This is a genomic window from Candidatus Rhodoblastus alkanivorans (genome assembly GCF_022760755.1).
GTDB classification, from domain to species: Bacteria; Pseudomonadota; Alphaproteobacteria; order Rhizobiales; family Beijerinckiaceae; genus Rhodoblastus; species Rhodoblastus alkanivorans.
Genome location: NZ_JAIVFP010000001.1, coordinates 2,081,061 through 2,100,325 on the forward strand (window position 1 = coordinate 2,081,061; position 19,265 = coordinate 2,100,325).

Genomic DNA, 19,265 nt, shown 5'->3' on the forward strand with positions numbered 1-19,265 from the left:
TCAATATTCCCACTGGGTCGCCACGCCCAATGAGGCGCTGCCGTCGGCGTCGGCGGTGCCCTGGACGCGCAGGCGCTTGGTGATGTCCACGCCGAGGGTCACGGCATTGTCGGCGGGCTTGGCGCCGGTGCGCACGCCGACATTGACGTTTTTCGAAATATAGCGGCTGGCGCCGACCTGCGGGCTGCCGTCGGGTCCGACTCCGACATTGAGCGTATCGACGCCGAGGGCGCGCCGCATCTTGTTCATCACGCCCGGTCCGCGCTGGCCGGAAAATTCCGCGATGGTCTGGGCCAGTTGCAGCGCCTGGATCGTGGTGAGCCCGCCCGAGGCGGAATTGAACAGCAGGCGCGAAATCACCTCGTCCTGCGGCAGCGAGGGGATTGACGAGAAGGCGAAGGCGGGTTCGTCGGCGGGGCCGGTGACCGCGATCCGGGCGGTGATGTCGCCCGCCGCGACCTCGGTCAGGAAATCGAGTTGCGGGATGGGGCCGCCGGTGAAGACGATATTGCCGCGGGTGAAGTCGAAGGTCTTGCCGCCCAGCGACATGGCGCCGCCCCGCAGGTCGAACGAGCCGTGGCTGGACGGCGCGGTGAGGTCGCCGGCGATGTTGAGATGGCCGCCGAGTTCGGCGTTGATGCCGTGGCCGCGCACGAAAATGCGCGAGGGCGCGCTGACCGCGACATTGAGATCGGCGTTGAAGGCGGGCTGGCTTTTCTTCCGTTTCGCCTGTTGCGCCTTGCGTTTGGCGGCCAGCGCCATCCGGGCGCGCGCGGCGGCCGTCGGATCGACCTGGCGGATGTTGGCGAGCGGCTGGCTCGAAACAGGAATGCTGTCCGGAACGCGCACGTCGATGCTGTCGAAATCGACCTTGCCGCTGATGCGCGGACGCCGCGCCAGCGGGCCGCTGAGATCGAGGGCGAGATTGGCGATCGCGGTGACGTAATCGTTGGAGACGAGTTCGGCCTTCTGGCCCGTGATGCGCAGGGAGGCGGGGAAGCCGGCGTCCGGCGCGACGCGCACGTCGCCGGTCATCGCGATCGTGCCGCTGTTGCGGGTCGCGGCGGTGAAGCGCTCGATCGCGATTCTGTCGCCGCGCGCCCGCAGCATGGCGTTGACATGGTCGAACCGCACGCCCGCGAGCGGGTCGTCGAAGGAGCCGTTGGCGAGGCTGGCGGAGCCGGCGAGTTGCGGCTTGTTTGCCGGCCCCTGCGCCTTGGCGTCGATTGACAGCTTGCCGGAGACGCTCTGGCCGCCAGCCGCGAGCATGGTGTTGGCGAGGCTGGCGTCGATCGCGGCGCGGATCGTCAGGTCGAGCGCGCCGGCGGGATCGAGTGGGGCGAATCCGGTGATTTGAGCCGTTCCGCCGCGCGGCAGGCCGATCGTGGCGTCAAGGCTGGTCCGCTTTCCCTGCAGCCGGCCGGAGGCGCGCGCGCCGATCGCCGGCAGGCTGGCGGAGCGGGTCTGCGGCGTGGAGAGCCGCGCCAGCTCCAGCCGCCAGTCGCCCGTGGGCGCCGAAGGCTTGCCGGCGATTTTGGCCGCAACGTCGAGCGTTCCCTCCAGAGCGAGATCGGGCGAGGCCAGTCTGGCGAGGGCGAGCGGGAGCGATTTGGCCGAAACACGCAGGTCCAGTTTGTCGCCCGCCGTCCCGTCGACATTCAGCCGCCCGGCGCCGGAGGCGAGCGACAGGCCGCGGATTTCCACCCCGCCGGGCGGGTAGGCGAAACGCGCCGGACCCGCGAGGGATATTCTCTGGCCCGCGCCCTTCGCCTCGAAGGCGGAGAGTTCGAGCTTGATCGGCTTCTGGGCGAACAGCCGGCCCTTGCTTTCGACCGTGTTTCCGCGCGCTTCGGTGGAGAGGGTCAAATCGCTGGCGCCGGCGCCGGATTTGGCGACGAGGCGCAGGCGCGGGATGGATTCGCCAGCGATGCGGGCGCGGTCGATCGAGGCCGTTCCGTCGAGCGTCGGCGCCCCGAACAGGTCCGAGCCGCGCAGATCGACATCCAGTTTTTCGACGCTTGCCTGCGCCGCCTTCAGGCCGGTGGCCGTGACCCGGGCGGCGCCCGACTGGCGGCCGTCCGCGGCGCTGAAGGTGAGATCGGCGTCGAGCTTGCCGGCGAGTTTCTGCAGGGCGAGGGGCGAGACGTCGTCGAGGTTATCCGCGCGGAGTTTTAAAGTTCCGTCCAGCAAATTCTTGGGCGACAGCGCGCCAGAGCCGGACAGGAACACCGAGCCGATGCTCAGCTTGTCGGCGGCGAAGCGCCAAACCTGGGCGGCGTCGCGCGAAATGTCCAGCGCGCCCTTGGCGGGTTTGGAGCCGATCTGGCCGTCGAGCGCGATCCGCGCTTGCGGCGCTGCGATCAGGTCCTTGCCCGATATGTCGAAAGTCAGGCGCGGAATCGAGCGGCCCATCGAACGGACATTGGTCAGCGCCAGCGTCAGGGTCGCGTCGGGATGTTCGAGCGAGCCGGTCAGTTTGCCTTTCGCTTCCGCCTTGCCGGCAAAATCCTTGGCGATCCGGGCGAGGTCGCCTGCCGTGGCGGTGAAATCGACGTCGGCGGCTTCACGGGTCGCGCGGCCGTCGATCCGCGCTGTAAGGCCGGGGGTCGTCAGGGTCAGACCATCGAAATGGAAGCCGTCTTTGCTCTTGCCCAAGGCGCCGGCAATGTCCGCCTTGCCGCCGATCAGACCATCGGCGGCGGCGATTCCCGTCGCCAGCTTCTCAGCCTTGATCGCAAGTTTGGCGTCGATCCGCCCCTTGGCCGGGGCGCCGGACAGATCGACGCCGCCCTTGACCGAACCGGCCAGCGCCATCTGCGCCAAAGCGGCGAAGCGGCGCAGATCCGGCGCGCCGAAATCGACATGGCCGTTGAGCCGGTGGAGGCCGAAGGCGCCGGTCGCGGCGACCTCGCCGGCTGCGGTGCTCAGTTTCGCCGTCGACACGTCGGCGTCGCCGCTCGGCGCGGCGCGGGCGCGCAGCGTCAAGGTGAAGCTTGCGCCAATAGCGTCGTTCAGGCTTTTGTCGCGGAAGGACAGGCCCTCGCCCGAAGCGTCGGCGGCGACATCGACCCTTGTCTTGGCGTCGGTCGCGGGGCCGTCGGGCCGCGCGGTCACCTTGGCGTCGAGCCGGCCGATCTTTCCGGCGGGCGCGGCGGCGTCGGCGACGTGGAGATTGAGATCCATATCGGGCGCCAGCATCGGCCCCTGGGCGTCGAGCCGGAATTCGAGCGCGCCGATGCGGACGTCGCCGGCGCGGACGGCGCCGCTCTCGTCGGCCAGCGCGGCGAGCTTCACATGGGCGTCCACATTCCGGTCGGCGGAGAACTTTCCGCTGGCGTCGAGTTGCGCCTCGCTGGCGGCAATGCGGAAGGCGTCGAGGCCGTAGAAGCCGTCGTCGCCGAACAGGATCGCGCCGGAAACCTTGGTGTCGCCCTGGAAGACCGGGCCGAGCCACGGCGGCAGCAGTTTTTCGACCGCGCCATTGAGATTGAGCGTCAAGGCGCGGGCGGCGGCGGCGCGGTTCAGGCGCGCGTCGCCGCTCACCGTCGCCAGTGGGCCGGCGACGAATTTCAACTGCGCCTGGAAGCCGTCGAGCGGCCCCTCGCCATGGAGGTCGAGATCGATCGGGGGCAGGCCGTCGAGCTTGGCGGCATGGGCGATCAGGCCGCCCGCCGGCTCGTGGACGGAAGCCCCAAGCTTGAGCATGGTCGACGTTGGCTTGTAGGCGAGATTCAAGGCCAGCGCGCCGGGCGCGTCCTGTCTTTTCAGGTCGAAGACGAGATCGAGCCCGTCGGAGGCGCGACCGAGGCTGGCGTGGCCCTGGGCTTCGAGACGGGCGGCGACGCCGATCACGGGCTGGCCGAGATCGAGCTGGGCGAGGGAAAAGGCGCCGACCACAACCTTGATCGGCAGATTCGGCGCGGAGGGCGCCCCGGCGGGCGCTTCGGATCCCGATTCCGCCGGCTTGGCCTGGGAGGGAATGGGCCTGCGCAGGATTTCGAGATGGCCGATCTCGAGGTTGTTGACGAGCAGTTTGCCGAAAAGAAGCGCCGATTGGGTCCACACGATCCTGGCGCGATCGAGCTTGAGCCAGGGGCCCTTGGCGTCGGAAATCTCAACGTCGCGGATAGTCGCGTCCGAGGACAACGCCCCGTCCACCGCGCCGATCGAGATTTTCATGTCGGGCGTGGACAGCGCCTTTTCAATCACCGAGGCGAGAAGGCCTTTCTGGTCGCCCGGGGGCGCGCCGGCGGCGGTGGGCCCGGTCGGCCCCGCATAATAGACGAGCCCCGCGTAAATCCCGCCGCCGATCAGGGCGAGGAGCACGGCGGCGAGGCCGAGATATCGCAACGCGCGCGCCATCAGAAGGCCTGCCCTACGCCGAAATAAACAGCCACGGACGGATCTCCCGACTGGCGCTCGAGCGGGAAGGCGACGTCGACGCGGAACGGTCCGAAGCCGGTATAGTAGCGCAGGCCGAGGCCGACGGAATAGCAGATATATTGCTCGAAATTGGGGAAGGAGGTCGCATAGGCCTGGCCCGCGTCCACGAAGGGAACGATTCCGATCGTGTCGGTGATCTTGATGCGCGCCTCGGCCGAGGCCTCGAACAGGCTCTGGCCGCCCATCGGCTCGCCATTGGCGCCGAGCGGGCTCAGCGAGCGCCAGGGATAGCCGCGCACCGAACCGCCGCCGCCCGCGAAAAAGCGGCGGTTGTCGGGAATGTCGAGGATATAGGCGCCGCCGCCGGCGCCGAGCGCGACCCGTCCGGCGAGTACATAGCGGCCGTCGTCGTCGATCGAATAATAGGTCGAGGCCTGGGCCTTGCCCTGGTAGAAATTCATCGACGAGCCGAAGAATTTCGGATCGGCGCTGCCGGTCGCGATCACGCGCACGCCGCGATGGGGGTCGAGTTCGTTGTCGGTGGTGTCGTAACGCAGGGCGACGGAGACGCCGGACAGGAAATAATTGGTCTTGCCGAAGGAATCCTGGGACTGGCCGCGCTCGATCTCCCAGCCGGCCTGGAACCAGAATTCTTCGCTGAAGCGGTGGCGGATATATTGGCTGACGTTGAAATATTGCGCCTGATAGGAGTTCGTGACCTCGCGGGCCAAAGTGACGTCGGCGAGATAGTCGTTGCGCGAGCCGCCGAGCGCCGGTTTGATGAAATTGGCGTTGAGCCGCCCCAGCATGCGGTTGGGATCGAACCAGCTTTTGTTCCGGACCGTGTCGTAGGTGGTGTTCTGCGAATAGCCAACCACGCCCGAGAGCCGCAGCCTTTCGCCGCCGCCGAACAGGTTGCGCGCGGTCCAGTCCGCCCGCGCCGAAGGCCCGTCCACGGTGGAATATTGCGCGGCCGCGCTCACCGCATATTTCTTGCGCTCGTCAACCTGCACGGTGATGGGCAGATTGCCGTCGGGGTCGAGATGGTCGGATTCAAGGATGCGGGTCGAGCCGATGGCCTCGATCTGCCCCATCGATTTGCGCATGGCGGCGATCTTGTCGGGCGAATATGGGTCGCCGGGCTCGACATAGATGAAGGAGCGGACGACGCGCGGGTCGAGGTCGCGCGTTCCGGTGATCGTCACCTTGCCGAAGCCGGCCTTGGGTCCGGAATCGACCGTGACCAGCAGATCGACCCGCTTTTCGGGATGAATCACCGTGGCCTGAGCGAGATCGACCTTGGCGAGCGGAAAAGACTTGCGGCGGACGGCTTGCGCGAGACGCGCCTGCATCGCGCGAATGCTGCCGGCCGTGGCCGGATCGCCGCTCGCGAGCTTGAGGACGCGCGGCTGGGTCAGGTCGGGATCGACCGGCGCGCCGGTCCTGGCGTCGATGACGCGGATTGCGCCGATGTGATAGAGCTGGCCGGACGAGACGATGAGGCGCGCACGGACGACGCGGCGGCCGATATCGGCGTTGGCCTCCTGGGCAGCGGCGTCGAGTCCGGTCCCGTCCATCGTGATGGCGTGGCCGTCGAGGGTGGCGCGGACAGAAGCGTCATAATAGCCCTCGGCCCATAGCGTATCGACGAGACGCGGCAGATCGGCCTGGGCGCGGCGGGCGAGGCCCTCGCCATTGTCGGGCGGCTGATGGCGGAGCCGGTAGAGATTGGACGAGGCCTGCAGCGTATCCTTGAGGGAAGCCTTCGGCGTGACGATCTCGATTTGATAGGCGGCGACGCCCGGCTTGGGCGCGGGCGCAGGGTCGGAATCGCCGAACAGGCCGAAGAACCAATCCGCGCGCGCAGGTTGCGAGACCAGAGCCGCGCCCGTCAGGAGGCCAAGTAAGAGGGCTTCGGGCAAACGGTTCATTGACCTGCGATAGAACGAAACGCCAAATCCACACACCATAAGGAGAAATTTATCCGACTATAATGAAACGTTTCTTTCGCCGAAAGCGCGCGGCCTTGTTTTTCCCCGGGCCGGCCGCGGGGAGGGAAAGGACGACGGCGGCGCGAATCATTTGCCGATCCGCTTGATGTCTGCGCGATCCAGACTTCACGAAATTGTGATCCCAAGGAAATATTTGCCGTCAAACAAAGCGCAATCGGCAAAACCCGCCGGAAAGCCGGGATTTTGATCGATAATGATGCGAATTGCGGCTGAATGAATCTAGCCAGATGGGGGGCTTTGCTGCTAAAAGGCTATTGCGCGGGCTCTGGACTAGGAAAACACACCATCGGCTGGCGTTTCCGGGCGGTCAATTTCGGCTGCCGCGGGGGCAGGGCGTTGTGCGGCTTCACTCTGGGGCTGCATGACCGGATTGAAATGAGGCGGAGAATTAAAGGCGCACATGAGCAAAGGTAGAGATTTCCGAGGACCCCGTAAGCGCGGTTTTGATGACGACGGGCCCTCTCCTTACGACAGTCCGCGCCAGTTTCGCCAGCCTCGCTCCTTCGACCGTCAGCCCATGGGCGGCGGATTCGGGGGCGAATTCGCGCCTTCTCCGGTTCAGGGCGCCAGCGCCGCAAATTCCGTCGACGCGGTCGTGAAATGGTTTAAGGGCGACAAAGGCTTCGGCTTTGTCGAACTGTCGAACGGCAGCGGCGACGCCTTCCTGCATATTGGCGCCTTGCAATCGGCGGGCTACGAGTCCGTTCCTCCGGGCGCGAAATTGAAGGTCCTGGTCGCCAATGGCGTCAAGGGCCAGCAGGTGACGCGGGTGCTGGAGGTCGATACGGCCGGCGCCGCCGAGCGCGCGCCGCAGCGCAGTTTCGATTCGTCGCGACCGCCGCCGCGCCGCCAGCCCGACCTCGCCAATGCGGTGGAAGTTCAGGGCGCGGTGAAGTGGTTCGACGGCGCCAAGGGTTTCGGCTTCGTCCAGGCCAGCGACGGAGGAAAGGACGTTTTCGTCCATATCTCCATCCTCGGCCAGGCCGGCATCTCCCAGCTTCCCGAGGGGCAGCCGGTGACGATGAAGGTCGTGGACACCCAGAAGGGCCGCGAGGCGGTCGCCATTTCGCTCGACTGAGCCGTGGCGCGAATCTGAAGTCATCCAGAGCAGGGCTTGAGCCCTGCTCTTTTCGTTTGGGACAATAGAGCAGGGCTTGCCCTGCTCGTCTCAAACAGGAATGGGAACGGCAGAGCAGGGCTTGCCCTGCTCGTCTTAAACGGGAAAAGTCATGCAGCCATCGCGCGACATCGAGCGCCTTCTTGAAATCATGGCCGCGCTGCGCACGCCGAAAACCGGCTGCTCCTGGGATCTCGCGCAGGATTTCAAAACCATTGCGCCCTATGCGATCGAGGAAGCCTGCGAGGTCGTCGACGCCATCGAGCGCGAGGATTTCGTCGATCTGCGTGACGAGCTCGGCGACCTGCTGCTGCAGGTGGTCTTTCACGCGCAGATGGCGGGCGAGCGCGATCTGTTCGATTTCGGCGGCGTGGTCGAGGCGGTCACGACCAAGATGATCCGCCGTCATCCGCATGTGTTCGGCGAGCCGGCGCAGCGCACGCCGGAGGCTGTGGAGGGCGTCTGGGCCGAGATCAAGGCGCAGGAAAAGGCGGAAAAGGCGGCGGCGCGGCGCGCGGCCGGTCTGCCGGAACAGGCGCGGCAAGGCCATCTCTCCGACGTTCCGGCGGTGCTGCCGGCGCTGACCCGCGCGATCAAATTGCAGGAAAAGGCGTCCAAGGTCGGCTTCGATTGGAACGACGCGCGGCTGGTGTTGGCGAAAATCCGCGAGGAATGCGACGAGGTCGAGGAGGCGCTCGATCGCGGCGACATGGCCCATGTCGCAGAGGAAATCGGCGACGTTTTGTTCGCGGTGGCCAATCTCGCCCGTCACGCCCGCACCGACCCCGAGGCCGCGCTGCGCGCCTGCAACGCCAAATTCGAACGCCGCTTCCATTTCATCGAAAAAGAACTGGAGCGCCAAGGCAAGAAACTGGGCGAAGCTACGCTCTCCGAAATGGACGCCTTGTGGGATGTGGCCAAGGCGAGGGAAGGCGCGGCTTGAAGTCTTGCGCCGGGCGCGGTCAAAAATTCGCCTGCAATTTGCGCGACGGCCTTGCGCGGGATTGAGAAAACGTCGACAACCGGCGCCCAGCAACGGAAACAGACATGAGCGAATACATGAGCGACTCCGCGCCGCCCGCCGCCAAGAAATCCGAGGGCGGGCTCGGCGAAACGATCATTGTGATCCTGCAGGCGCTGGCGATTGCGCTCGTCGTTCGCACCTTCCTGTTCCAGCCCTTCAATATTCCCTCGGGCTCGATGATCCCGACGCTGGACATTGGCGACTATCTCTTCGTCTCGAAATATAGCTACGGCTATTCGCGCTATTCCTTCCCCTTCGGCATTCCCCCCTTCAAGGGCCGCGTCTTCGCCTCGCCGCCGCGGCGCGGCGACGTGGTGGTGTTCAAGCTGCCGCGCGACAACGAGACCGATTACATCAAGCGGGTGATCGGCCTGCCCGGCGACAAGATCGAGATGAAGAAGGGCCGGCTCTTCATCAACGACAAGGAAGTTCTGCGCGCGCCGACCAAGGAGGTCGATAGCTTCGATCTTTACGGCCATTACGGCCCGGTTCCGACCTATATCGAAACCCTGCCCAACGGGGTCAAGCACAGGATCATCGAAATCCAGGGCGACGATGGCTTCAACGACAATGCCGGACCGTTTCTCGTGCCCCCGAACCATTATTTCATGATGGGCGACAACCGCGACAATTCCACCGATTCGCGCGTTCCCGAGGATCAGGGCGGCGTCGGCTATGTGCCGTTCGCAAATCTCGAGGGCCGGGCGGAGCTGATCTTCTTCTCGGTCGGCGACGGCGCGCCGGCGTGGGAATTCTGGCGCTGGCCGTGGACCTTGCGCGTCAATCGCATTTTCAAAGTGGTCCGATGAAGCCCAGGCCGGCGCAAGGACTGGATTCGGACGCGCTCGCCGCCCTGCAGGAGCGCGTCGGGCACCGTTTCGGCGACCCGGCCCTGCTCACGCGCGCCCTGACCCATGTCAGCGCCTTGCCGGCCGCCCAGGCGCAACGGCGCGTTGAATCCTATCAACGGCTTGAGTTTCTGGGCGACCGCGTGCTCGGCCTCGCGGTGTCGGAAATGCTGTTCGAGCAATTCCCCGAGGCCGAGGAAGGCGAATTGTCGCGCCGACTCGCCGATCTCGTGCGCAAGGAGACCTGCGCCGATGTCGCGCGCGGCTGGAGCGTCGGCGAGGTCGTGCGGCTCGGCGATGGCGAGGCGCAGACCGGCGGCGCGGCCAAGGCCGCGATCCTTGGCGACGTCTGCGAATCCATTCTCGGCGCCATTTTCCTTGACGGCGGCTTCGCGGCGGCGCGGGCGACGGTGCGGCGCTTCTTCCACGACAAGATGCTCAATCCGGTCAGGCCCTTGCGCGATCCCAAGACCGCCTTGCAGGAATGGGCCCAGGCGCGCGGCCTGCCGCCGCCGTCCTATCGCCAGTCCGGGCGCATCGGGCCGGACCACGCGCCGGTTTTCATCATAGAGGTCGCGGTTGCCGGCTTCGAACCGGTCGGGGCGCAGGGCAGCTCCAAGCGTTTCGCCGAACAGGCCAGCGCCCAGAAGTTTTTGACGCGCGAAGGCGTGTGGGAGGAGGGCGCTTGAGCGAGGCCGCGCTGCCACCGCGTTGCGGCTTCGCCGCCCTGATCGGCGCGCCCAACGCCGGGAAATCGACGCTGCTCAACCAGCTTGTCGGCGCCAAAGTCTCGATCGTCTCGCGAAAAGTGCAGACCACCCGCGCTTTGGTGCGCGGCATCGCGCTGGACGGTCCGGCCCAGATCGTTTTCGTCGATACGCCTGGCATTTTCGCGCCCAGGCGCCGGCTCGACCGCGCCATGGTGACCTCCGCATGGGGCGGGGCGGGCGACGCCGACGTCGTCTGCCTGCTGATCGATGCGCGCAAGGGCGTGGACGAGGAGGTCGAGGCGATCCTTGACAAGCTGCCGCAGGTCAAGGCGCCGAAGATATTGGTGCTGAACAAGATCGACACGATCGAGCACGAAAAGCTGCTCAGCCTGGCCGCCGACCTCAACGCGCGGCTGCCTTTCGCCGACACTTTCATGATCTCGGCGCTGAAAGGCCATGGCGTGGCGAAATTCCGCGAAAAACTCGCCGGATACATGCCGGAAGGGCCGTGGCTTTATCCCGAGGACCAGATTTCCGCCGCGCCCCTGCGCGCGCTCGCCGCTGAAATCACCCGCGAAAAATTGTTCGAGCGCCTGCACGACGAATTGCCCTATCAGTCCACGGTCGAGACCACTTCGTGGAAGGACCAGAAGGACGGCTCCGCGCGGGTCGAACAAACCATTTTTGTGACCCGCGACGGCCAGAAGAAGATCGTGATCGGAGAGGGCGGGCGCACCATCAAGGCCATCGGCCAGGCGGCGCGCAAGGAGATCATCGAGGCGGCGGAACAGAACGTCCATCTGTTCCTGTTCGTGAAAGTGCGCGAGAATTGGGGCGACGACCCCGAGCGTTATCGCGAAATGGGTCTGGACTTTCCGAAACATTGAGGGGCCTGCGGCCATGGAATGGTCGGAGCGCGGCCTGATCCTTGGCCTGAAGAAGCATGGCGAGACCAGCGTCATCCTGGAACTGATGACGCGCGCGCATGGTCGTCACCTCGGCGTCGTGCGCGGCGGACGCTCCAAATCCATGCAGCCGGTGCTCCAGCCCGGCAACGAGGTCGCGGCGGTCTGGCGGGCGCGGCTGGAGGAGCATCTCGGCCTTTACGCCGTTGAGGCGGCCGCCCTGCGCACCGATCTTCTGCTTTCGAGCCCGCAGGGCCTTCATGGCGTGAACTGGTTGGGCGGCCTGCTGCGCCTGCTGCCCGAGCGCGACCCCCATCCCGGCCTCTACGATCGCGCGCAGGTGCTGTTCGAACATCTGACGACGCCGCTCGCCCCGGCGCTCTTCGTTCATTTCGAACTGGCCCTGCTCGCCGAACTCGGCTTCGGCCTCGATCTCGAGCAATGCGCGGCGACAGGCAGGCGCGACGATCTGATCTACGTCTCGCCGAAATCCGGCCGCGCGGTGAGCCGCGAAGCGGGCGCCCCCTGGGCCGCGCGGCTGCTGCCGCTGCCGGCTTTCGTGCTGGAGACGCCGGGCGCGGCGGTCGAACGGGAAAAAGTCCGCGAAGGTTTCCGCCTGACTGAATATTTTCTCGTCCGTGACGTTTTCGCGCCGCGCGGGCTAACGGCGCCCGATTCGCGCGCGGCCTTCATCGCGCGTTTCTGATCGTCCGAAAAAGCCGCGATTGCGGCCCCTTCTCCGCGACGAAGCGGGAGGTTACGGAACGACGGGAACGTGCTTCAGCTTCGCCAGGACACCTTGCCGAACCGCCATCAACTCCCGTTCGCGACGGATGATTCGCGCCCACATGTCCTCGGGTTGAGGGTTTTCGGACCAGGACGCTCAATTCCCAGCCGCGCCGCCTGATTGCGGCGACGGTCGCCTGACCAATGAATCCCGTTCCGCCGCTGAGGAAAATTTTCATCGGTCCCGCTCCAGACCCAAACATGCTCAAAACATGCCCAAGTCTACCGCCGATCCGATATGCGCGAAAAACTAAAAGCGGCCACGAGGGCCGCTTTTTTCACCGCAGGCGGCGCCGTTCAACGACAGATGCGGCGGATTTCCTTGTGCGAGACGCCATAGCCCTCGTCGGCCTCGACCTCGCGGAATTCGCACTGCGGGCTCTGTGGCGTTTCGGCGTCGGCCTGTTCAGCGGCGCCGATGATGCGCGCGCCGCTTTCCGCCAGCACCTGGCTGGCGGGCGAAAGATAGGAGAGAGCGAAAAAACCGAGAAGAGCCAGCAAAAACAACGTAGGCATCAGATGAATGGACGATCTCATAACTGCCTCAGTCATCGAACCCGACGCCAAAACGCTGCGAACAGACGATTCATCTTTCGCGAACAAGGATTCAGCCGCCGGGATTTTCAACATTTCAGGGGGATGGAAGTTCCGCTGAAGCTACAATTTTGTCGGACTTCTAAACCCGCTGACGCATCCATGCTAGTGCCAAAAGGCAACATATTTCGTTAAAGTCGTCCAGTACAAACAGGGAACTTGAACACGCGGCGCGGCTGCTTTATGGCAGGACCCATGGCCCGACCGCATCTGCCGCCGCCCGGCGAGAACAACCAGCCGATCAATCTGCGCGATGCGCTGGAAGAGCGCTATCTCCAATATGCGCTCTCGACCATCATGGGCCGGGCGCTGCCGGACGCGCGCGACGGGCTGAAGCCCGTCCACCGCCGGATTCTTTACGGTATGCATATCCTGCGGCTCGACCCCGGCTCGCCGTTCAAGAAATGCGCGAAAATCGTCGGCGACGTGATGGGCTCCTTCCACCCTCATGGCGACCAGGCGATCTATGACGCTCTGGTGCGTTTGGCGCAGGACTTTTCCTCGCGCTTCCCGCTCGTCGACGGGCAGGGCAATTTCGGCAATATCGATGGCGACGGCGCGGCGGCCTATCGTTACACCGAAGCACGCATGACCGACATTGCGCGCGCCCTGCTCGAAGGCATCGACGAGGACGCCGTCGATTTCCGCGAGAATTATTCGGGCGATCTCAAGGAGCCGGTGGTCCTTCCGGCCGCCTTTCCCAATCTCCTCGCCAATGGCGCCCAGGGCATTGCGGTGGGCATGGCGACATCGATCCCGCCCCATAATGTCTCGGAATTGTGCGACGCCGCGCTCTATCTCATCGCCAATCCCAAAGCCGACGCCGACCAGCTCATGACTTTCGTGCCGGGGCCGGATTTCCCGACCGGCGGCGTGATCGTCGATTCCCGCGAAGCCATCGCCGACACCTATCGCACCGGGCGCGGCTCGTTCCGCATCCGCGCGCGCTGGGTGAAGGAAGAATCCGCGCGAGGCCAGTGGAATGCGGTCGTCACCGAAATTCCCTATGGCGTTCAGAAATCGAGGCTGATCGAGAAACTGGCGGAGCTGGTCAACGAGAAGAAGCTGCCGCTGCTCGCCGACGTGCGCGACGAATCGGCCGAGGACGTGCGAATCGTGCTGGAGCCGCGCGCGCGGAATGTGGACGCGGGCGTGATGATGGAAAGCCTGTTCCGCATGAGCGAGCTGGAAAGCCGCTTCGCGATGAACATGAACGTCCTGGTCGATGGCGTCGTCCCGCGCGTGCTGTCGCTGCCCGAGGCTTTGCGGCAATGGCTCGACCATCGCCGCAATGTGCTGATCCGGCGCTCGCGCTTCCGTCTGGCCGAGATCGAGCGCCGGCTCGAACTCCTCGCCGGCATGATCGTCGCCTTCCTCAATCTCGACGAGGTGATCCGCATCATCCGCGAGGAGGACGAGCCCAAGGACTTGCTGAAGACGACCTTCGCGCTGACCGACAACCAGGCCAATTACATCCTCGACACCCGCCTGCGCTCTCTGCGGCGGCTGGAGGAAATGGAGTTGCGCCGCGAGCACGCCGACCTCCTGACCGAAAAGGCCGACATCGAGGATTTGCTCGGCGGCGAGCAGCGGCAATGGAAGACGATTACGGCGCAGATTCGCGAGATCAAGAAGAAGTGGGGGGCGATGACGGCGATCGGCAAGCGCCGCACCACTTTCGAGACGCTGACCGAGCGCGCGGAAAATTTCGACCTTGCCGACGTTCTGGTCGAGCGCGAACCGATTACCGTCGTCGTCAGCCAGAAAGGCTGGATCCGGGCGCTGAAAGGCCAGGTCGCGGACCTCTCCAGCCTGCAGTTCAAGGGCGACGATTCGCTGCGCCTGTCCTTTTTCGCCGAGACGACCTCGAAGATTCTTGTCCTCTCCACCGACGGCAAGATTTTTACGCTGGAGGCGTCGAAACTGCCGGGCGGGCGCGGGGCGGGCGAGCCGATCCGCCTGCTCGCCGACATTGATGACAACGAGGACGTCGCCGCGGTCTTCGTCTATGCGCCGGGCGCCAAGACGATCGTCGCGACGACCGACGGGCGCGGTTTTCTGGCTGCGCAGGACGACATGATCGGCAACACCCGCAAGGGCAAGATGTTTCTGGGCGTGGACGCGTCAGCCAAGTCGCGTTTCGTCGTCCCGGCCGAGGGCGACCATGTCGCGGTCATCGGCGAAAACCGAAAGCTGCTCTGCTTCCCACTGTCCGAACTGCCGGAAATGACCCGCGGCAAGGGCGTGCGCCTGCAACGCTACAAGGACGGCGGCCTTTCCGACATCAAGACTTTTACGCTCGCCGAGGGCCTGAGCTGGACCGATCCGGCCGGCCGCGTCTTCAATGTCGCGGCTGACGCCCTGATCGAATGGCTCGGCCATCGCGCCGACGCCGGTCGTCTGCCGCCGAAGGGCTTTCCCAAGGCGAACAAGTTTAATTGAACGTGGCGCGTCTGGGCGCGGGCGCCATTCGCGGCCAGGCTTGCGAGGCGGCGCGGTTTCAGCCGCAACCGACGGGAGATGGGTCATGACGAAGGCCATTTTTGTCTCCGCCGCTTTGCTGTTCGCGGGACAGCCGGCGACAGCCGGAACCATGAGCGGCAATGGCGCGCTGTCTTTCGCTGCTTTGCTCGGCCAGCATTCGCCGCATCTGAGCAAAGCCGAGAAACGCCTGCTGCTGAAATATCTGAACGGCGAGGCGGAGGCGAAAGCGCCGAAAGGCAAGACCGTTTCCGTCAAGGCCGATGCGGTGACCTGTCGTATCAGCAATGTCGACATCACCTTCCATTCCTGCGATCTGACTTTTGCGGGCAGGAAAGTCGCGCTCAAAGGCCGGGCCGCGCATGAAATCTACGCGACGCTGGTCGAAAACGGCGTCCCCGGCGACGGCGCCGCCGGCTCGATTTACGAAGCGATCGGCGCGGTCGATTGCAGGATCGCCCCTGCCGAAGTCGTCGGCCGCGGGGGCGGCGGCGCGCAATGTGATTACGCCGCGGCGAAGTAAAGCCTTGATGTTCAGCCCGAGGCGCGGGCGCGGGGTTCGCGCGCGATCTTTTGGCGCAAAATGTCGATGGTCTTGAGCAGACGCGGCGCGGGGGCCGCGCCGCTGGTGAAGACGAAAGTGAAACCGGCGTCGCGCACGGCGTGCGCGGGGAAGCGGTCCGACAGCACCTGGTCGGCGCGGCGCGCGATCGCCGGGGCCGGGTCGATCCAGCGGACGGGCCAGGGTGCAAGGCGGGTGAAGAAATCCTGCAACAGCGGATAATGGGTGCAGGCGAGCACGACGGCGTCGGTGCGACGCCCGTCATGGCTCGCGAAACAGGGGGCGATTTCGCGCGCAATCGCGTCGTCGGCGACGCTCTCCCCCTGCATATAGGCCTCGGCGAGTTCCGCGAGATGTGTCGAGCCGACCAGGGCCACCTCGCAAGCGCTGGCGAATTTCTCGATCAGGTCGCGGGTATAGTCGCGCGCCACGGTGCCGGGCGTGGCGAGGACCGAAATCAACCGTGACTGCGACAGTTCCGCCGCCGGCTTGATCGCCGGCACCGTCCCCACAAAGGGAATCTCCGGCCAGCGCGCGCGCAGAAGCGGCAGAACAAGGGTCGAAGCGGTGTTGCATGCGATGACCACGCAATCGGGCGCATGATCCGCGATCAGCCTCTCGACGGCGCTCAGGACCAGCGCCTTGACGTCCTCCTCGCTCTTCAAGCCATAGGGAAAACCGAGGTCGTCGGCGGCATAGACATAATCCGCGTCCGGCCGCTGCGCGGCGAGCGCCCGGAATACGGTGAGCCCGCCGAGGCCGGAATCGAAGACGAGGATTCTTGGCGCGCGATTCATTAAGGGCGAAAGCAGGAGTTTCCAGAGCGAGAACACGCTTTTAAGCTGAACAAAGGGTTAAGCGCAAACTGCGCATTCCTCATGTCGCCATTCGAATTCCGGCTTTGGGCGGATTCCAGTCTTAGCCTGAAAGTCAGATCTCGGATTTACGTCCGCCGGATGGGCGCCGCCGACGTTCATGTCAGACAGCAGCGTCGGGGGGCTTGACGCTTGCTCCCGGCGATTGTACGGATGCCCTTCATTCGCGCTTGCCTGACAGGCGCGAAAGTTTTTCGCACCCGTGACTGCTCCTTTCAAAGTGAGCTGTCTGTCGATCTGCAATAGCAGGTAGAGGAGGGCGTGTTCCACCCGCGCGGCGGGGGGACGCTTTTCGCGCCGTTTTCGCGGCGGCGGGCTGTCCTCATGCTGCTTCATTGAGGACAGAAATGACCAAGCGTTCCGAAGCAAAATATAAAATCGACCGCCGTATGGGCCAGAATATCTGGGGTCGCCCGAAGAGCCCGGTCAACCGCCGCGAATATGGTCCGGGCCAGCACGGCCAGCGCCGCAAGGGCAAGCTGTCCGACTTCGGCACCCAGCTCAAGGCCAAGCAGAAGCTCAAGGGCTATTATGGCAATATTTCGGAAAAGCAGTTCCGCAAATATTACGCCGAGGCGATCCGCATGAAGGGCGACTCGGGCGACAACATGATCGGCCTTTTGGAGCGCCGCCTCGATGCCGTCGTCTATCGCGCCAAATTCGTGCCGACCGTGTTCGCCGCGCGCCAGTTCGTCAACCACGGCCATGTCAAGGTCAATGGCCGCCGCGTCAACATCCCGTCCTATCTCGTCAAGCCGGGCGACGTGGTCGAGGTCAAGGAAGCCTCTCGCCAGCTGGTGCTGGTGCTCGAATCGGTCGGCCTGGCCGAGCGCGACGTGCCGGAATATTACGAGGTCGATCATTCCAAGATGACCGCCAAGCTGACCCGCATTCCGCTGCCGAGCGAAGTGCCTTATCCGGTCCAGATGGAGCCGAATCTGGTCATCGAATTCTATTCGCGGTGACGTCCGCCCGCTCGAGCGGTCGCGACTTATCCGTCAAACATGCGAAGGCCGCTCCTTTTGGGGCGGCTTTTTCGTTGGGCGTTACGGGTCGAGCCGCTTGCGTTCGCGCAATTGAGCGGTGTCGCACCTTTCGCGCTGGATCATGTGCCAGACGACGACCACGGCGAGAAGGACGCCGTCGGTGATCATGATTTTGGCGAAGGTTTCAGGGGGCCATGGCTGGAGCCAGAGCTGTGCCAGCACGACCGCGGCGCCGGCGAGGAACAGCCCAAAGCCTGCCGCCAACGTCCAGCTCATGAACGCGCCTCTTCCACGACCACGGCGGTCCCGTAACAGATGACTTCGGTGACGCCGTTCATGATTTCATTGGCGTCATAGCGCATCATCACGATGGCGTTGGCGCCGTTGGCCTCGGCGTGATCGCACATCATCTCGTAGGATTGGGTGCGGGTGCGCTCGCACAGATTGGTATAAACGGTGATATTGCCGCCGAACAGGGTCTGCAGAACGCCGGCGACATTGCCGACGAGCGAGCGCGAGCGCACGACAATGCCGCGCACGACGCCGATATTGCGGGTCGCACGGTAGCCAGGCAGTTCGAGGCCGGTCGTGACCATATTGGGCTGCATGATTTTTCCCCCGGCATGCGATCATAGAGGCCGGCGGTTTGTGGCGCCAGCGCAAAGGATTTGTCCGCGGGACGTCGTACAGGCTTTTATGGAGAAAAAGTTTCGGCGCAGTGGCGGGCGTCCGTCGGCGGCCATTCTTGCGGGGCTGCACGAGAACGGCCCCGTCGCATGCTGCGTACGGGGCCTTTTATTCGCTCGAAGCGAATTCCGATGACTATCAGAAGCTGAGGCGGCCTGTGCCGCTATGAAATTCGAAATGTTGCGATGATTGGCGTCTCCCGTCAAAAAAGCCAATTCCGAACACTTCCGCCCTGCAGTGACGTCAAAACGCCGTGCCGAGGCGGGAATTGCCGGAAGAGGCGCGCTGAGGTGGAGTCATCTTTCCCCGTTTTCCAATTCTCATCGCAAGCGCGCCCGGATTGCGAGCCATGCCCGTATCGGCGGCCTGCATGCGATACCGAATGGTCGAACAGCCTAAGGGATCAAGGCATTTTAAGTCTTGTCACGTTATGGCTGGATTCGATCGGGTTGTTGCCCGCCAAACGGGTTCGTAGCCCGTCGACGATCTCCTTGATCTTAAAGCGGCTACGCACGTCTTTCGATCAAGGCTGCAACACGTTGAGTTTGGCGCCTTTTTTTCCAGCGTCAATAGATTATTTCACGATTGCGTCATCGATCCTCCGCGAACTTTGCCGCGAAAATGGCGACACAGCGGCGTCGTCCGCCTCTGTTCCTCGCGGTTTCGCGCGCCTTGCGCGGCATGACGTCGCGGCGTCAGTTGGCCAGGTCGTTCGCCACCGAGGTGAATTTGGTCGTCAAACTCGTTCCGACAATGCCCATGGCGGCAACGCAGGCCACGGCGATCAGGGACGCGATGAAAGCGTATTCGATGGACGTCGCCCCCGATTTAGCGCCAAGGAATTCCAGAATCAGTTTTCGCATCGCTGCGAGTCCTTGTTTGGGTGGGTGACACCGGGTTGCGAAACGTTTACGAATGTGGCCGAAAATAACCACAGGTTGATTAATGCGGCGTCGCCTGCTCAGGGTTGCGCCTTTTCCTCTCGGGCCGCCGTTCGATTTCCTGCGCAAACTTCGAACTCGATTCGCGCATTCATCGTCGGGCGTCCTTTTCGGTCGGCGGCGCCCGTCTTGGGCCGTCCGACCAGAACAAATTGGCGTCGAAAGCTGTGAAGAACCTTAACGGCGAGGGCGCACAATGCGTTTGAGCGGCCTTTTTTGGCGTGTAACTAAACCTAGCGTCGCCACACCCTTGTGACGAACGCGTTGCGCGGGTTAACGGCCATTAGAATCTGCTGGGCGGATGGACAGATGGCGCCGCCTCCGGCAAGGCCAGCAAAAGCGGCGGCTCCGGCG

Annotated in this window: 16 protein-coding genes; 9 read left to right on the forward strand and 7 right to left on the reverse strand. The window is 64.5% G+C overall.

Features of this window, described 5'->3' with window-relative positions:
• Both K2U94_RS09725 and K2U94_RS09730 read right to left on the reverse strand, forming a co-directional pair.
• Positions 1 to 4,362 (reverse strand): translocation/assembly module TamB domain-containing protein, encoded by a 4,362-nt coding sequence (locus K2U94_RS09725; protein ID WP_243067019.1) that lies wholly within the window; start codon positions 4,360 to 4,362, stop codon positions 1 to 3.
• Positions 4,362 to 6,314, reverse strand: a complete 1,953-nt coding sequence (locus K2U94_RS09730) for an autotransporter assembly complex protein TamA (RefSeq protein ID WP_243067020.1) — start codon at positions 6,312 to 6,314, stop codon at positions 4,362 to 4,364. Before K2U94_RS09730 ends, K2U94_RS09725 begins: the two co-directional genes overlap by 1 nt.
• Before the next feature lie 676 nt (positions 6,315 to 6,990).
• On the opposite strand from K2U94_RS09730, the gene K2U94_RS09735 reads away from it, so the two are divergent.
• The 6 genes from K2U94_RS09735 (at position 6,991) to recO (ending at position 11,705) form a co-directional block, all read left to right on the forward strand.
• A complete protein-coding gene (locus K2U94_RS09735) occupies positions 6,991 to 7,473 on the forward strand; it encodes a cold-shock protein (protein ID WP_425332514.1) in 483 nt (160 codons plus the stop codon).
• A 151-nt stretch (positions 7,474 to 7,624) separates the two neighbouring features.
• Positions 7,625 to 8,455 (forward strand): nucleoside triphosphate pyrophosphohydrolase, encoded by an 831-nt coding sequence (mazG, locus tag K2U94_RS09740; protein ID WP_243067022.1) that lies wholly within the window; start codon positions 7,625 to 7,627, stop codon positions 8,453 to 8,455.
• A 104-nt stretch (positions 8,456 to 8,559) separates the two neighbouring features.
• Positions 8,560 to 9,345 (forward strand): signal peptidase I, encoded by a 786-nt coding sequence (gene lepB, locus K2U94_RS09745; RefSeq protein ID WP_243067023.1) that lies wholly within the window; start codon positions 8,560 to 8,562, stop codon positions 9,343 to 9,345.
• Positions 9,342 to 10,073: a ribonuclease III gene (gene rnc / locus K2U94_RS09750; protein ID WP_243067024.1), complete on the forward strand. Its 732-nt coding sequence runs from the start codon at positions 9,342 to 9,344 to the stop codon at positions 10,071 to 10,073. Before lepB ends, rnc begins: the two co-directional genes overlap by 4 nt.
• A complete protein-coding gene (gene era / locus K2U94_RS09755; RefSeq protein ID WP_243067025.1) occupies positions 10,070 to 10,981 on the forward strand; it encodes a GTPase Era in 912 nt (303 codons plus the stop codon). Before rnc ends, era begins: the two co-directional genes overlap by 4 nt.
• A 13-nt stretch (positions 10,982 to 10,994) precedes the next feature.
• Positions 10,995 to 11,705, forward strand: a complete 711-nt coding sequence (recO, locus tag K2U94_RS09760; RefSeq protein WP_243067026.1) for a DNA repair protein RecO — start codon at positions 10,995 to 10,997, stop codon at positions 11,703 to 11,705.
• A 377-nt stretch (positions 11,706 to 12,082) separates the two neighbouring features.
• On the opposite strand, the gene K2U94_RS09765 is transcribed toward recO, so the two are convergent.
• Complete coding sequence (locus tag K2U94_RS09765; RefSeq protein WP_243067027.1) at positions 12,083 to 12,322, reverse strand: hypothetical protein; 240 nt, start codon at positions 12,320 to 12,322, stop codon at positions 12,083 to 12,085.
• Between the two features lie 252 nt (positions 12,323 to 12,574).
• On the opposite strand from K2U94_RS09765, the gene parC reads away from it, so the two are divergent.
• Both parC and K2U94_RS09775 read left to right on the forward strand, forming a co-directional pair.
• The gene (gene parC / locus K2U94_RS09770) at positions 12,575 to 14,821 is read left to right on the forward strand and encodes a DNA topoisomerase IV subunit A (RefSeq protein ID WP_243067028.1); all 2,247 of its coding nucleotides are present in this window, start codon (positions 12,575 to 12,577) and stop codon (positions 14,819 to 14,821) included.
• 85 nt (positions 14,822 to 14,906) lie between these two features.
• On the forward strand, positions 14,907 to 15,383 hold the full coding sequence (locus K2U94_RS09775) for a hypothetical protein (protein WP_243067029.1): 477 nt from the start codon (positions 14,907 to 14,909) through the stop codon (positions 15,381 to 15,383).
• 11 nt (positions 15,384 to 15,394) lie between these two features.
• Here the strand turns inward: K2U94_RS09775 and murI are convergent, their stop codons facing one another.
• Positions 15,395 to 16,219 carry a glutamate racemase gene (gene murI, locus K2U94_RS09780; RefSeq protein ID WP_243067030.1) on the reverse strand — a complete coding sequence of 275 codons (825 nt, stop codon included), beginning with the start codon at positions 16,217 to 16,219 and terminating at the stop codon, positions 15,395 to 15,397.
• A 425-nt stretch (positions 16,220 to 16,644) separates the two neighbouring features.
• On the opposite strand from murI, the gene rpsD reads away from it, so the two are divergent.
• Positions 16,645 to 17,262: a 30S ribosomal protein S4 gene (gene rpsD / locus K2U94_RS09785; RefSeq protein WP_243067031.1), complete on the forward strand. Its 618-nt coding sequence runs from the start codon at positions 16,645 to 16,647 to the stop codon at positions 17,260 to 17,262.
• An 81-nt stretch (positions 17,263 to 17,343) separates the two neighbouring features.
• Here the strand turns inward: rpsD and K2U94_RS09790 are convergent, their stop codons facing one another.
• The 3 genes from K2U94_RS09790 to K2U94_RS09800 form a co-directional block, all read right to left on the reverse strand.
• Positions 17,344 to 17,559 carry a hypothetical protein gene (locus K2U94_RS09790; protein WP_243067032.1) on the reverse strand — a complete coding sequence of 72 codons (216 nt, stop codon included), beginning with the start codon at positions 17,557 to 17,559 and terminating at the stop codon, positions 17,344 to 17,346.
• Positions 17,556 to 17,891 carry a YbjQ family protein gene (locus K2U94_RS09795; protein WP_243067033.1) on the reverse strand — a complete coding sequence of 112 codons (336 nt, stop codon included), beginning with the start codon at positions 17,889 to 17,891 and terminating at the stop codon, positions 17,556 to 17,558. Before K2U94_RS09795 ends, K2U94_RS09790 begins: the two co-directional genes overlap by 4 nt.
• A gap of 774 nt (positions 17,892 to 18,665) precedes the next feature.
• Complete coding sequence (locus K2U94_RS09800) at positions 18,666 to 18,833, reverse strand: Flp family type IVb pilin (RefSeq protein ID WP_243067034.1); 168 nt, start codon at positions 18,831 to 18,833, stop codon at positions 18,666 to 18,668.
• Positions 18,834 to 19,265 lie beyond the last annotated feature (432 nt).

Coding starts and splice junctions, on each gene's coding strand:
- K2U94_RS09730 (WP_243067020.1), bottom strand. CDS start 6,314: ATGAACCGTTTGCCCGAAGCCCTCTTACTTGGCCTCCTGACGGGCGCG.
- K2U94_RS09800 (WP_243067034.1), bottom strand. CDS start 18,833: ATGCGAAAACTGATTCTGGAATTCCTTGGCGCTAAATCGGGGGCGACG.
- K2U94_RS09795 (WP_243067033.1), bottom strand. CDS start 17,891: ATGCAGCCCAATATGGTCACGACCGGCCTCGAACTGCCTGGCTACCGT.
- murI (WP_243067030.1), bottom strand. CDS start 16,219: ATGAATCGCGCGCCAAGAATCCTCGTCTTCGATTCCGGCCTCGGCGGG.
- K2U94_RS09765 (WP_243067027.1), bottom strand. CDS start 12,322: ATGAGATCGTCCATTCATCTGATGCCTACGTTGTTTTTGCTGGCTCTT.
- recO (WP_243067026.1), top strand. CDS start 10,995: ATGGAATGGTCGGAGCGCGGCCTGATCCTTGGCCTGAAGAAGCATGGC.
- K2U94_RS09775 (WP_243067029.1), top strand. CDS start 14,907: ATGACGAAGGCCATTTTTGTCTCCGCCGCTTTGCTGTTCGCGGGACAG.
- parC (WP_243067028.1), top strand. CDS start 12,575: ATGGCCCGACCGCATCTGCCGCCGCCCGGCGAGAACAACCAGCCGATC.
- K2U94_RS09725 (WP_243067019.1), bottom strand. CDS start 4,362: ATGGCGCGCGCGTTGCGATATCTCGGCCTCGCCGCCGTGCTCCTCGCC.
- rpsD (WP_243067031.1), top strand. CDS start 16,645: ATGACCAAGCGTTCCGAAGCAAAATATAAAATCGACCGCCGTATGGGC.
- rnc (WP_243067024.1), top strand. CDS start 9,342: ATGAAGCCCAGGCCGGCGCAAGGACTGGATTCGGACGCGCTCGCCGCC.
- K2U94_RS09790 (WP_243067032.1), bottom strand. CDS start 17,559: ATGAGCTGGACGTTGGCGGCAGGCTTTGGGCTGTTCCTCGCCGGCGCC.
- mazG (WP_243067022.1), top strand. CDS start 7,625: ATGCAGCCATCGCGCGACATCGAGCGCCTTCTTGAAATCATGGCCGCG.
- lepB (WP_243067023.1), top strand. CDS start 8,560: ATGAGCGAATACATGAGCGACTCCGCGCCGCCCGCCGCCAAGAAATCC.